The sequence below is a fragment of the Spirillospora sp. NPDC047279 genome (assembly GCF_040643285.1).
Lineage (GTDB): Bacteria > Actinomycetota > Actinomycetes > Streptosporangiales > Streptosporangiaceae > Spirillospora.
Map to the genome: position 1 here is coordinate 23,009 of NZ_JBEYUA010000017.1, position 12,801 is coordinate 35,809.

Genomic DNA, 12,801 nt, shown 5'->3' on the forward strand with positions numbered 1-12,801 from the left:
CCATGCCGGGCCGACGAACGTGGTCACCTGATCTGCACGGCGAGCAGGCAGGTGTCGTCGTTGGGGTTGGCGGCGCCGACGGCGCGCAGTACCCGGTCGATGAGCAGGTCGGGCCCCGCGCTGGAATGGGCCTCGACCGCCTCGCGCAACAACCGGAACCCGTCGGTGAGGTCCCGGTCGCGGCGCTCCACCAGGCCGTCGGTGTAGAACAGCAGCGTGTCGGCGGGCTCCAGCCTGGTGTGGGAGAGCGCCAGCTGCGGCTGGTCGATCGCGCCGAGCAGGACCCCCTCGGGCTGGTCGAGCATCTCGGCCTTGCCGTCGCGCAGCAGTACCGGCGGCGGGTGCCCGGCCTGCGCCCAGGTCAGCGTCTGGTCGGCGGGCGTGTAGCGGGCGCAGATGACGCTGGCGGTGAGCGACTGGTGCCGGGTCATCAGCAGCCGGTTGAGCCAGGACAGCAGCCGGTCGGGCTGCTCGCCGGTGCAGGCCAGGCCGCTGAGCGCGTTGCGCATGCGCGCCATCGCGGCGGCCGCGGCGAGCCCGTGCCCGGACACGTCGCCGATCGCCAGGAAGACCTCGTCGTCCGACAGCGCGGTCGCCTCGTACCAGTCGCCGCCGACCCTGGTCTGGCTCTGCGCGGGGAGGTAGCGCACCGCGACGCGCATGCCGGGCAGCATGCGCGGGCCGCGCGGCAGCGGCAGGATCGCGCGCTGGAGCTCCACCGCGATGTGGCGCTCCTCGGCGATGCGGCGGCGTTCGCGCTTGAGCTCCTGCCGGGTCGCGGCGAGCATCGCGTCGGACCGGCGGCGCTGGCTGACGTCCTGGAAGACCGTGTGCAGCGCGATCGGCTCGCCGACCGCGTCGAGGACGGGCTCGGCCATGACCCGCAGATGCCGGACGTCACGGCCGACCCGGAACCGCAGCTCCAGGTCGGCGGCCTCACGCCGGCCGAGCAGGGTGCGCATGAGGTGCTCGGCGTGCGGCAGGTCTTCGGGGACGACGTAGTCGGCGAGCCGTTCGAGCGCCAGCGGCCCCTCCGACCGCGGCCGGCCCAGGATCGTGTAGAGCTGGTCGGACCAGCGGATGTCGCCGGTGGCCAGGTCCCACCGGCTCCAGCCGAGGTTGCCCAGCCGCTGCGCCTGGAGCAGCTGCGCCGACAGGTCGGCCGAGTCGTCCTGGAACTGCCAGCTGGCCAGCACCCCGCCGCCGACCCGGCAGGCGCGCACGCTCATCGTCGCGGGCACCAGCCGGCCCTTGACCAGGCTGGCGTAGTCGCGCGGGCCGCGGCGCAGCGGCACGCCGGTGTCGAGGACGCGGACGTACTCCTCGAACAGGTCGGTGACCGCCAGGCCGGGGTACTGCTCGAGCAGGCGCTTGCCGACCAGGTCTTCGGGGCGGTGCCCGGGCAGGTCGGTGGCGTCGGAGTTGACCGCGTCGACATGGAAGTCGACGACGCGGCCCGACTCGTCGCGGATCGGGGACATCAGCGCGCACGGCCCCTGGATGGCGTCGAGCACCGCCCGCAGCCACGGCGCCCCGGCCGCCGCGTCGGAGGCGGGCGCCAGGTCGCGCAGCCGCCGCGCGCACGCGGCCAGCACCGAACGCACGTAGCGGCGGGTGCCGTCGTCGGAGTCCAGCGGCTGCGCCCAGGAGATCTCGACGGCGCCGACGATGCGGCCGCCCACGATGAGCGGCAGGCACGAGTGCGGCCCGGGCAGCTGGGCCGACCCGCCGACGAGGGCGAGCTGCGCCGGGTCGGCCGCCCACAGCGGCGTGCCGCCGCGCACCGCCTTGACCAGGCCGATGTTGCAGTGCGGCGGGATGCGCGCCCACTCGCTGACCACGTGCGCGGGCAGCGAGCAGGAGCCCGCGACGCGCAGCGCGCCGTCGGGCTCCAGTACGGTCAGCAGCGCGCTGTGCGCGCCCAGCCAGCCGAGCGCCTCCTCGGCCAGGCGCTGCGCCAGCTCGTCGCCGGTGCGCGCCTCGGTGAAGGCGGCGGCGGCCAGGTGGCGGGCGGCGGCGAGCGGCGGCGGCAGCGCGCCGTCACCGTCGGGGCCTGCGCCGATGCCTGCCTCGATGCCTGCGCCGATGCCTGCGCCGATGCCTGCGCCGACGCCCGCTTCAGGGCCCGCGTCGTGGGAGGCGAACGCGCGACCGCCGTTGAGGTGCACGCCGTCGGGCGCGCGCGGCGGCGGCGGAGCGGGCTCGGTGGTGCCGGCGATGTACGTCGCCGGGTCGAAGATCGAGGTGGTGGGGCGGGCGGGCTCGGGGGCGGCTCCCACGCCGGTGCCCAGCAGCAGCGCCGCGGCGACGGCGGGCTCGACGTCGGCGTCGGCCGCCAGCTGGAGGAGATGGTCGTGGGCGGGTTCGACGCCGCAGCTCAGCCGTTCGGCCAGCAGGCCCTTGGCCTGCTCGACGACCATGCGCGAACGCAGCTCGCGGCGCTGGTCGTCCAGCTCGCGCCGCAGCCGCTCGACGGTCGCGGCCAGGGCGACGGCATGGCTTTCGTGCATGGCGCTTTCCGGCATGACGGCCCCCCGGTCGTCCATGGTCAGGAGCGGCCGGGATCGGGCCCGGCGTGCGAGAGCGCGGCGGCGCTTGTCATCCTGGTTCCTGGGATCCTTGTTCGTATCCGAAGCGGACGATCCGGTGTCGGAGCACGTACAGAATGTAACAGGACCAGCTCACAGGGGAGGGAGGAAGCGGAAATCCGTCACGGCCGGGGCCTTCGCGAAGGCCGCCGTACGGATCTCGCTACCCAGGATGGAGACGGATGTGACAACGGAGTTGTATCCGCGTGAGCGGCTCTCACGCGTTCAGGAGGCGACCGCCGCGTCGGGGCTGGGCGCCCTGCTGCTGACGCCGGGGCCCGACCTGCGGTACGTCACGGGGTACAACGCGCTGGCCCTGGAGCGGCTCACCTGCCTGGTGGTGCCCGCCGCGGGCGACCCGTTCCTGGTGGTGCCCCGCCTCGAGCTGCCGGCCGCCCAGGAGTCGCCGGCCGGCGCGCTGGGCGTCGAGCTGGTGCCCTGGGACGAGACCGACGACCCGTACGCGCTGGTCGCCGGGCGGCTGCCCGGCGGGGTCGCCAAGGTGGGCCTGGCCGACCGCATGTGGGCGATGATGGTGCTGCGCTTCCGGTCCGCGCTCCCGGGCGCCGAGCAGGTCACGGCGGGCAGCGTGCTGCGCGAGCTGCGCATGCGCAAGAGCGCCGCCGAGGTGGCCGCGCTGCGCGAGGCGGGCGCCGCGATCGACCGGGTGCACCGCCGGGTGCCCGGGTTCCTCAAGGCGGGCCGCACCGAGCGCGAGGTGGGCCGCGACATCGCCGACGCCATCATCGCCGAGGGCCACGAGACGGTCGACTTCGTCATCGTCGGCTCCGGGCCCAACGGGGCCAACCCGCACGCCGAGCTGTCGGACCGCGTGATCGGGCCGGGCGAGCCGGTCGTGGTCGACATCGGCGGCACGATGCCGAGCGGCTACTGCTCGGACTCGACGCGCAACTACTGCGTCGGCGAGCCGCCGGCCGACTACCTGGCGTACTACCGGGTGCTGGAGGAGGCGCAGCAGGCCTCGTGCGACGCGGTCCGGCCGGGCGTGACGCCCGAGGCGGTGGACGCGGCGGGGCGCGACCTCATCGCGGCGGCGGGTTACGGCGAGTACTTCATCCACCGCACCGGCCACGGCATCGGCCTGGAGACCCACGAGGAACCTTACATCGTCAAGGGCAACACCGAGCCGCTCGAGCCCGGCATGGCGTTCTCGATCGAGCCCGGCATCTACCCCGGCGCGCACGGCGCCCGGATCGAGGACATCGCGGTCTGCACCGAGGACGGCGTCGAACGCATGAACTCCACCGAAAGGAACGTGGTCATCGTCGGCTGACCGACGTATCGCGCGACAGAGGGGCGGCCCGCCATCGGGCCGCCCCTTTGTCATCCGATGCCAAGTTTTTTCCGGCGTGCCGGCCGTACGGTCGGGGCGGGCGCACGGGGAGATAACGATCTACGCACCAAATGTCTCAGTAAGTGGTGTGTGTGTTGCGGCCCGGCCACGCACAGAGGTACGACGTTATTCCTTGTTCCGACGGGGTTACGGACTGATGTCCCCGAGATGGCCGGACGAAGAGGAGACGCCGTGGCAGAGGTGGCGCTGACGGGCGTCGGGAAGGTCTATCCCGACGGCACCCGCGCCGTGACCGACTTGAACCTGGCCATCCAGGACGGGGAGTTCCTCGTACTGGTGGGCCCTTCGGGTTGCGGAAAGACGACCGCGCTGCGCATGGTGGCCGGCCTGGAGGAGATCTCCGAGGGAGAGGTCACGATCGGCGACCGGGTGGTGAACCGCATTCCCTCCCGGGACCGTGACGTGGCGATGGTGTTCCAGAGCTACGCGCTCTACCCGCACCTGTCGGTCCGCGACAACATCGGCTTCGGCCTCTCGCTGCGCAAGCTGCCCAAGGCGGAGATCCGCGAGAAGGTCGAGCGCGCCGCGCAGATCCTCGGGCTCACCGACCACCTGGACCGCAAGCCCCGCAACCTGTCGGGCGGCCAGCGGCAGCGGGTGGCGATGGGCCGCGCGATCGTGCGCGAGCCGCAGGCGTTCCTGATGGACGAGCCGCTGTCCAACCTGGACGCCAAGCTGCGCGTCCAGACTCGCGCCGAGATCGCGCGCATCCAGCGCGACCTCGGCGTCACCACGATCTACGTCACGCACGACCAGACCGAGGCGATGACGCTCGGCGACCGGGTCGCGGTGATGAAGAAGGGCGAGCTCCAGCAGGTGGCACCGCCACAGGAGCTCTACGACCGGCCGGCCAATCTCTTCGTGGCCGGCTTCATCGGCTCACCCGCCATGAACCTGCTTCAGGGCACGTTGTCCGACGACGCGGAGAACCCGAGTCTGACGGTCGGCGGCCAGACGCTCACGATTCCGGCGCAGGTGCTGCGGGACCGGGAGGACCTCGGCGGCTACCTGGGACGTGAGGTGGTGTTCGGGATCCGTCCCGAGGACATGGAGGACGCCGAGCTCGTCGAGACCGCCGACGGGGCACGCCTGAGCTCCACCGCGGAGCTCGTGGAGGCGATGGGCTCCGACGTCCTGGTGCACTTCGCGGTCGAGGCCGCTCAGGTCGTCACCGAGGACACCAAGGAGCTGGCCCGCGACGCGGGCACCGACGTGCTCGGCGCGCTGGACGCGCCGCGCACCGACCTGGTCGCACGTTTCAGCCCCCGGACCCGGGTGAAGGTCGGCGACCCGCTCGACATCCACGTGGACACCGGCCGCCTGCACTTTTTCGACCCCGAGAGCGGTGCCTCGATCTGGTGATCGGGCGCACCGCCGTTCAGGAAGGAAACGAATGCGCAGCAACCGTTCTGCCGTGATCCGGGGCACCGCCCTGGCGAGCGGCCTGCTCCTCGCCCTCGCGGGCTGTGGCGGCGACGACTCCGGCGACGGCGGCGGTGACTCCGGCGGCCAGTCGCTCAAGGGCACCAAGCTCGAGGTGGCGGCCGTGTGGACCGGCGCCGAGGGCGCCGGGTTCAAGAAGGTCCTCGACGCCTTCGCGAAGAAGACCGGCGCGACCGTCACGCTCACCCCGACCGGTGACAACACCGCCACCTTCCTGCAGACCAAGATCCAGGGTGGCGCGCCGCCGGACATCGCGATGCTCCCGCAGCAGGGCGTCATCGCCGAGTTCGCCAAGAAGGGCTGGATCAAGGAGCTCAGCCCCGAGGTCCAGACCGCGGCCAAGCAGAACTTCTCCCAGGTCTGGCAGGACTTCGGCACCGCCGACGGCAAGATGTACGGCCTGTACTTCAAGGCCGGCAACAAGTCGCTGGTCTGGTACCGCACCAAGGCGTTCCAGGACGCGGGCGTGCAGCCGCCGACCGACTGGGCCACGTTCGTCAAGTCCGCGCAGACCCTGTCGGACGCGGGCACCACGCCGCTGGCGATCGCGGGCGGCGACGGCTGGACGCTGACCGACTGGTTCGAGAACGTCTACGCCTCGCAGGCCGGCGTGGAGAAGTACCGCCAGCTGTCCAAGCACGAGATCAAGTGGACCGACCCGTCGGTCAAGCAGGCGCTGCGGACGCTCGCCGAGATCTGGGGCAAGCCCACCCTCATGGCGGGCGGCGTCACCGGGGCCACCACCACGCCGATGGACAAGGCGGTCACCGACACCTTCGGCAGCGAGCCCAAGGCCGCCATGATCTCCGGTGCCGACGTCGTCTCGGCGACCATCAGCGAGACCAAGGCCAAGGTCGGCACGGACGCGCTGGTCTTCCCGTTCCCCAAGACCGGGGAGAAGCCGCCGCTGGTCGGCGCCGGTGACGCCGCGGTCATGCTGAAGGACAACAAGGGCAGCCAGGAGTTCATGAAGTTCCTGGCCACCCCGGAGGCCGCGGCGGCCTGGGCGAAGGTGGGCGGCTACATCTCGCCCAACAAGGGCCTCGACCTGTCGAACTACCCCGACGACGTCCAGCGCACCAGCGCCAAGGCCGTCATCGACGCGGGCGACGACTTCCTGTTCGACATGTCCGACCTCTACCCGGCGGCCTTCGGCGGCACCAAGGGCGCGGGGGAGTGGAAGCGTCTCCAGGACTTCCTGAAGAACCCCTCCAGCGTCGACGCGACGGCCGCCGGCCTCGAGGCCGACGCCGCCAAGGCCCTGAAGAGCTGACGACGACACCGACGGGACAACGGAGAACCACATGACCGACTCCCCCGAGAGTCCGGCCGCGCCCGAGCCCTCGGGGGAGCGGCCGAAGGCCGGAGCCGAGGCCCCCGCCGGGGCCGCGGCCGGCACGAAGACCAGGCCGGCGGCGCAGCCGGCCGCCGGCAACGGCCGCGTGGGCCCGCCGCCGTGGTTGTCGAGCGGCTTCCTGCTGCCCGCGATCCTGGTGCTGGGCCTGCTGGTCGTCTATCCGATCTTCTACACGCTCTGGCGGAGCCTGTACGACGGCTCCGGCGAGAAGCTCGTGGGCCTCGGCAACTACGTCGACATGTTCACCGACGACGTCACGTTCAGCGGCGGCGTGTCGGCGGGCAAGGTGATCGTCACCTTCCTGGTCCTGCTGATCGCGGTCGGCACGGTGTTCGCCGCCTACGCCGGGATCATCGAGTGGCGCCGGGTCTGGCTGACCTTCGCGTTCCTGGTGGGCGCCGAGATCCTGATGTGGGCGCTGCTGTCGGCCGAGTCGCCGATGTACACCGCGTTCCGCAACAACCTGATCTGGGTCATCGCGGCGCCGTCCATCATCGTGGCACTCGGCCTGATCTTCGCGGTGGTGACCGAGCGCATCCGCTGGGCGGCGGCGTTCAAGCTCATCGTGTTCATGCCGATGGCGATCTCGATGCTCGCCGCCGGCGTCATCTTCACGCTCGTGTACGACCGGGCGCCGGAACGCGGCGTGCTGAACGCGATCGCCGTCGGCGCGCACGACACGTTCAAGGAGTCCTCGGCCTATCCGGGCGTCCGGCCGCGCGAGGCGGGCGGGCCGATCACGGCGCAGAAGACGCCCGACGGCACCGCCTACGTGACGCGGGCGGCGGTGCAGCCCGGGCAGACGGCGCTGCTGCCGCTCGTCGCGGTCACGCCGGAGATGCAGAAGACGCTGTCGCCGGCCAAGGCGGCGACCGCGACACCGGGCGCCGTCGCCGGCACGGTGTGGGCGGACTTCACCCCCGGCGCCGCCGCCAAGCCCAACCAGGTCGACCCGTCGGAGAAGGGCCTCGGCGACATCAAGGTCGAGGCGGTCTCCGGCGGCAAGGTCGCCGCGACGGCGACGACCGCGGCGGACGGCACCTTCGTGCTCAAGGACCTCCCTGCCGGGTCGTACACCGTGCGGCTGCCCGCCTCCAACTTCGCGGCGCCCTACAACGGCATCGACTGGCTCGGCTCGAGCCTGGTCACCGCGTCCATCATCGGCGCCTACATCTGGATGTGGGCGGGCTTCGCGATGGTGCTCATCGGCGCGGGCCTGGCCGCGATCCCGCGGGACGCGCTGGAGGCCGCGCGCGTGGACGGCGCCACCGAGCTCCAGGTGTTCTGGCGGGTGACGATGCCGCTGCTGGCCCCGGTGCTGGTGGTCGTGCTCGTCACCCTGGTCATCAACGTGCTGAAGGTGTTCGACCTGGTGTACATCATCGCGCCCGGGGCGACGCAGCAGGACGCGAACGTGCTGGCCCTGCAGATGTACCTGAAGTCGTTCACCGGTGAGGGCGCCGACCAGGGGATGGGCAGCGCGATCGCGGTCGTGCTCTTCCTGCTCGTGCTGCCCGCGATGATCTTCAACATCCGCCGATTCCGCCAGGAGCAGGGATGACCAGCGAACCCAGGTCCGCGGACGGGACCCCCAAGGACGAGGCGCCGGACAAGGCGCCGGACAAGGCGCCGGGCGAGGCACCGGGCAGGGCACCGGACGAGAAGCCGGAGAAGACGCCGGACGAGGCCGCGGCGGGGACGCCGGACGAGGGTGCCGCCGCCGCGCCGGAACAGGAGCCGGCGAAGGCCGAGCCCGTCGCGGAGTCCGAGCCTGTCGCGAAGGCCGACGCCGGTGACGAGGCCGGAGCCGGTGGCAAGGCCGACGCCGGTGGCAAGGCCGACCCCGCTCCCGCGCGGAACCAGGGCGCGGCGGGCGCGCCGCGCCGCGGCGTGGCGTCCCGGATCGTGAACCGGCTCGGCGGCGGGGCGGCGCAGATCGCCCTGATCCTGGTCGGGGTCGTGTGGCTGGTGCCGACGTTCGGGCTGTTCATCGCCTCGCTGCGCGGCCAGGCCGCCAACACCGAGAGCGGCTGGTGGAAGATCTTCACCAAGCCGACCGAGATCACCCTGCAGAACTACAAGGACGTCCTGTCCAACGACGACATGACGTCGGGGTTCGTCAACACGGTCCTCATCACGGTGCCCACGACGGTCCTGGTCGTGGTCATCGCGTCGCTGGCGGCGTACGCGTTCGCCTGGATCGAGTTCCCCGGCCGCGACTGGCTGTTCCTCGGCGTGGTCGGGCTCCTGGTGGTGCCCATTCAGGTCGGCCTCATCCCGGTGGCCAAGCTCTACGGCGGGATCGAGATCGGCGGGTTCAAGATGTTCGGGTCGATCCCCGGCGTGGTGTTGTTCCACGTCGCCTACGGCCTGCCGTTCGCCATCTTCCTGCTGCGCAACTACTTCGCCGGGATCCCGCGCGACCTCCTGGAGGCGGCGCGGATGGACGGCGGCACCGAGTGGACCATCTTCCGGCGGGTGATCTTCCCGCTGGGCGGGCCCGCGATCGCGTCGCTGGCGATCTTCCAGTTCCTGTGGGTCTGGAACGACATGCTCATCGCGCTGATCTTCGCCAACCGCGACTCGCAGCCGCTCACCGTGGCGATCCAGCAGCAGGTCAGGCAGTTCGGGTCCAACATCGACATCATCGCGCCCGGCGCGTTCCTGTCGCTGGTGGTCCCGCTGATCGTGTTCTTCGCCTTCCAGCGTTACTTCGTCCAGGGCGTCCTGGCCGGGTCGGTGAAGTAACCGGGCACGATGAAGCGCCGCATGCCCTCAGATGAACGGCATGCGGCGTATTCCCGAAAAATGTGACGCGCATCACGTTCCCCACAGCCTGTGGACAAGGCTGTGGGGAACGTGATGCGCGCCTATGTGGAAAGGGCTGCGGACCTGTGGGCGAGCGCGGCGGCCCCGGCCCGGCGGATCAGGCCTCTTCGTCGTCGGCCGGCTGCTCGACCGCCGCGGCGGACTCGTGGCCGATCGACAGGCCGCTGGCCGGGTCGAAGAAGTGCAGGCGGCGGGTGTCGACCGCGAGCTCGATGTCCTGGCCGGGGCGGACGTGCGAGCGGGCGTTGACCCGGGCCGTCCAGAGCGCCTTGTTCTCGATCAGCGGGATCGCCATGTCGGCCTCGCCCTCGGCGGCGTCCTCGGCCAGGTCGGCGGTGTCCTTGTGCTCGACCGGCGGGGCGTCGATGGTGAAGATGACGTTGATCTCGCTGCCCAGCTCCTCGGTGACGCTGCTCTTGGCGGCCAGCGGCGCCCAGTCGGGCTTGGCGTGCGCGGCGTCCTCGAAGTCCGAGGGGCGGATGCCGAGGATGATCTTCTTGCCGATGTAGCCGTCCAGCCCGGGCTTGTCGGCCAGCAGCGCGTCCGGCACCGGCAGCTCGTAGCCGGCGAAGGAGACCTTCGCGCCGCCGTCGCCGCGGGTGAGCTCGGCCTCCACGAAGTTCATGGAGGGCGACCCGATGAAGCCGGCGACGAACAGGTTGACCGGGTTGTCGAACAGCCGCTGCGGGGTGTCGACCTGCTGCAGCTTGCCCTCGCGCAGCACGCAGACCCGGTCGCCGAGGGTCATGGCCTCGACCTGGTCGTGCGTGACGTAGACGGTGGTGACGCCGAGGCGCTCGTGCAGCTGGCTCAGCGAGGCGCGCATGGACACGCGCAGCTTGGCGTCCAGGTTGGACAGCGGCTCGTCCATGAGGAACGCCTGCGGCTGGCGCACGATCGCGCGGCCCATCGCCACCCGCTGGCGCTGGCCGCCGGACAGGGCGGCGGGCTTGCGCGACAGGTACTGCTCCAGGCCGAGCATCTTGGCCGCCGAGAGCACCTTCTGCTTGATCTCGGCCTTGGGCGTCCCGCGCAGCTTGAGGCCGAACGCCAGGTTCTGCTCGACCGTCATGTGCGGGTAGAGGGCGTAGTTCTGGAAGACCATCGCGATGTCGCGGTCCTTGGGGGCGAGGTCGTTGACGACCTGGTCGCCGATGGAGATCTTGCCGCCGCTGATCTCCTCCAGCCCGGCGATCATCCGCAGCGCGGTCGACTTGCCGCAGCCGGACGGGCCCACCAGCACCATGAACTCACCGTCGCGGATCTCCAGGTCCAGGGAGTCCACGGCTTTGACGCCACCCGAGTAGATCTTGTCGATCCGGTCCAGCTCGATCTTGGCCATCTCGCACCTCTCGCCACCGCCCGGCCGGATTCCGATCCGGGCTCCCCGATCACCGGCCTCCCGGACCGGGATCGTGTTCTGATGGAAACGTTTCCAACCCACTCGGTTGAGCAGGCCTTTTAGCTCTGTGCCGCATTTAACCCTATGGAAACGTTTCCATGACAAGGGTGGATCATGAAAGAATGCCCGGCATGGCCGACAAGGGAGATTCCGGGGTGCGCCGGGCGGGCACGGGCCCCGGGCGGCGGACGGGACGACCAGCGACGATCAAGGACGTCGCGGCGGCGGCGGGGGTGGGCATCGCGACCGTGTCGCGGGTGTTCTCCGGCGGCTCGGTCAGCCCGGAGACGCGTGAACGGGTGCTCGCCGCGGCGGGGGAGCTGGACTACCGCCCCAGCGCCGTCGGCCGGAGCCTGAAACTCCAGCGGACGGGCGGCATCGGGGTCATCGTGCCGGACGTGACCGACCCGTTCTGCGCGGACCTGGTCGCGGGCGTGCTGGACTGCGCCCGCACGCTGGGCGAGCACGTCCTCCTGGACGCGGCGCACGGCGACGGCGAGCGGGAGGCGGGCATCGCCGACCGCATGATGGAGCAGCGGGTCGACGGCATCATCGTCGTTCCGGGCGGTGACCCCGCCGCCTGGCACGCCCTCGTGGCCGCCGGCGGGTGGGTCGTCTCGGTCGACCGTGAGATCGCCGGGCCACCGGAGATCCCCGCCGTCCTGATCGACGACCGGGCGGGCGTGCGGGCGCTGGTGGAGTACCTGGTGGGGCTCGGCCACCGGCGGATCGCCTTCCTCGGCGCGGCCGGACCCGGCGAGCCGGCCGGCGTGCGCGAGACGGCGTTCCGCGACACGCTGGCGCGCCTGGGCGTCCCCGTGGCGGACGATCTCGTGGTGGCGGCCAGGCCGGAGCGCGACAGCGCCTACGCGGCCGCGGCGGGCCTCCTGCAGCGCCAGGCGGAGGTGCCGGCGGTGCTGGCGTCGGGGCACCTGCTGGGGGAGGCCGCGGTCCTGGTGGCACGCGAGCTGGACCTGCGGGTGCCCGCGGACGTGTCGATCGCGATGATGGGCGACGTGCCGTGGGCGGAGTTGTGCGACCCGCCGCTGACGGCCGTGGCGCGGCCCGGCTACGACGCCGGATACCGCGCCTGCGAGCTGCTGGTGCGCGACCGTGCCCGGCGGGCGCCGGGCGCGCCGGTGGTGCTGCCGGCCGAGCTGATGATCCGGGGGAGCTGCGGCCCGCCTCGGTCGCGGCGCGGACGGTGAGGCCGCGCGTGGGACCGCGCGTGGGACCGCGCGTGGGACCGCGCGTGGGACCGCGCGTGGGACCGCGGGTGAGACCGCGCTGCCGATCTGTGACCGGATCCGACTCGGCACCGGAGGCCCCGGCACGCTAGATTCTCCGAGGTGGAGGAGATCGATCGTCAGATCATGACACTGCTGGCCGACGACGGGCGGATGAGCTTCACCGACCTCGCCAAGGAGACCGGCCTGTCAGTGTCCGCCGTGCACCAGCGGGTGCGCAGGCTGCAGAAGCGCGGCATCGTCAAGGGGTTCACGGCCCTGCTCGACCACGAGCAGATCGGGTTGCCCATGACGGCCTTCGTGTCGATCAAGCCGATCGACCCGGCCGCGCCTGACGACGCCCCCGACCGGCTCAAGCACATCACCGCGATCGAGGCCTGCCACTCGGTCGCCGGCGAGGAGAGCTACATCCTCAAGGTGCGGGTGGGTTCGCCCAACGAGCTCGAAGACCTGCTCCAGCAGATCCGGGCCGCCGCCAACGTCGCCACCCGCACCACCGTCGTGCTCAGCACGCCGTGGGAGGGCCGCCGCCCGCCCATCTGACCCCCGAGCCCGAGCCG

The 12,801-nt window shown here is 71.7% G+C and carries 9 protein-coding genes; 7 read left to right on the top strand and 2 right to left on the bottom strand.

What is annotated here, in order from left to right; genetic code table 11:
- Positions 1 to 23: 23 nt before the first annotated feature.
- Positions 24 to 2,510, bottom strand: a complete 2,487-nt coding sequence (locus ABZ810_RS35735) for a SpoIIE family protein phosphatase (RefSeq protein ID WP_358410848.1) — start codon at positions 2,508 to 2,510, stop codon at positions 24 to 26.
- 250 nt (positions 2,511 to 2,760) lie between these two features.
- Between ABZ810_RS35735 and ABZ810_RS35740 the strand changes: the two genes are divergently transcribed.
- The 5 genes from ABZ810_RS35740 (at position 2,761) to ABZ810_RS35760 (ending at position 9,511) form a co-directional block, all read left to right on the top strand.
- Complete coding sequence (locus ABZ810_RS35740) at positions 2,761 to 3,882, top strand: Xaa-Pro peptidase family protein (RefSeq protein ID WP_358410850.1); 1,122 nt, start codon at positions 2,761 to 2,763, stop codon at positions 3,880 to 3,882.
- Positions 3,883 to 4,134: 252 nt separating this feature from the next.
- On the top strand, positions 4,135 to 5,325 hold the full coding sequence (gene ugpC / locus ABZ810_RS35745) for a sn-glycerol-3-phosphate ABC transporter ATP-binding protein UgpC (protein ID WP_358410852.1): 1,191 nt from the start codon (positions 4,135 to 4,137) through the stop codon (positions 5,323 to 5,325).
- 52 nt (positions 5,326 to 5,377) lie between these two features.
- A complete protein-coding gene (locus tag ABZ810_RS35750) occupies positions 5,378 to 6,679 on the top strand; it encodes an ABC transporter substrate-binding protein (RefSeq protein ID WP_358410853.1) in 1,302 nt (433 codons plus the stop codon).
- 31 nt (positions 6,680 to 6,710) lie between these two features.
- Positions 6,711 to 8,324, top strand: a complete 1,614-nt coding sequence (locus ABZ810_RS35755; protein ID WP_358410855.1) for an ABC transporter permease subunit — start codon at positions 6,711 to 6,713, stop codon at positions 8,322 to 8,324.
- Positions 8,325 to 8,653: 329 nt separating this feature from the next.
- Positions 8,654 to 9,511 carry a carbohydrate ABC transporter permease gene (locus ABZ810_RS35760; protein ID WP_358411181.1) on the top strand — a complete coding sequence of 286 codons (858 nt, stop codon included), beginning with the start codon at positions 8,654 to 8,656 and terminating at the stop codon, positions 9,509 to 9,511.
- A gap of 178 nt (positions 9,512 to 9,689) precedes the next feature.
- Here ABZ810_RS35760 and ugpC (ABZ810_RS35765) read toward each other — a convergent pair whose 3' ends face one another.
- Positions 9,690 to 10,934, bottom strand: coding sequence for a sn-glycerol-3-phosphate ABC transporter ATP-binding protein UgpC (gene ugpC / locus ABZ810_RS35765; RefSeq protein WP_358410857.1), 1,245 nt, complete (start codon positions 10,932 to 10,934; stop codon positions 9,690 to 9,692).
- 191 nt (positions 10,935 to 11,125) lie between these two features.
- On the opposite strand from ugpC (ABZ810_RS35765), the gene ABZ810_RS35770 reads away from it, so the two are divergent.
- Together ABZ810_RS35770 and ABZ810_RS35775 are read left to right on the top strand one after the other, a co-directional pair.
- Positions 11,126 to 12,202: a LacI family DNA-binding transcriptional regulator gene (locus ABZ810_RS35770; RefSeq protein WP_358410859.1), complete on the top strand. Its 1,077-nt coding sequence runs from the start codon at positions 11,126 to 11,128 to the stop codon at positions 12,200 to 12,202.
- A gap of 141 nt (positions 12,203 to 12,343) precedes the next feature.
- Entirely contained in the window at positions 12,344 to 12,784 is a 441-nt protein-coding gene (locus ABZ810_RS35775; RefSeq protein WP_358410861.1) for a winged helix-turn-helix transcriptional regulator, read from the top strand.
- The last annotated feature ends 17 nt before the right edge of the window (positions 12,785 to 12,801 follow it).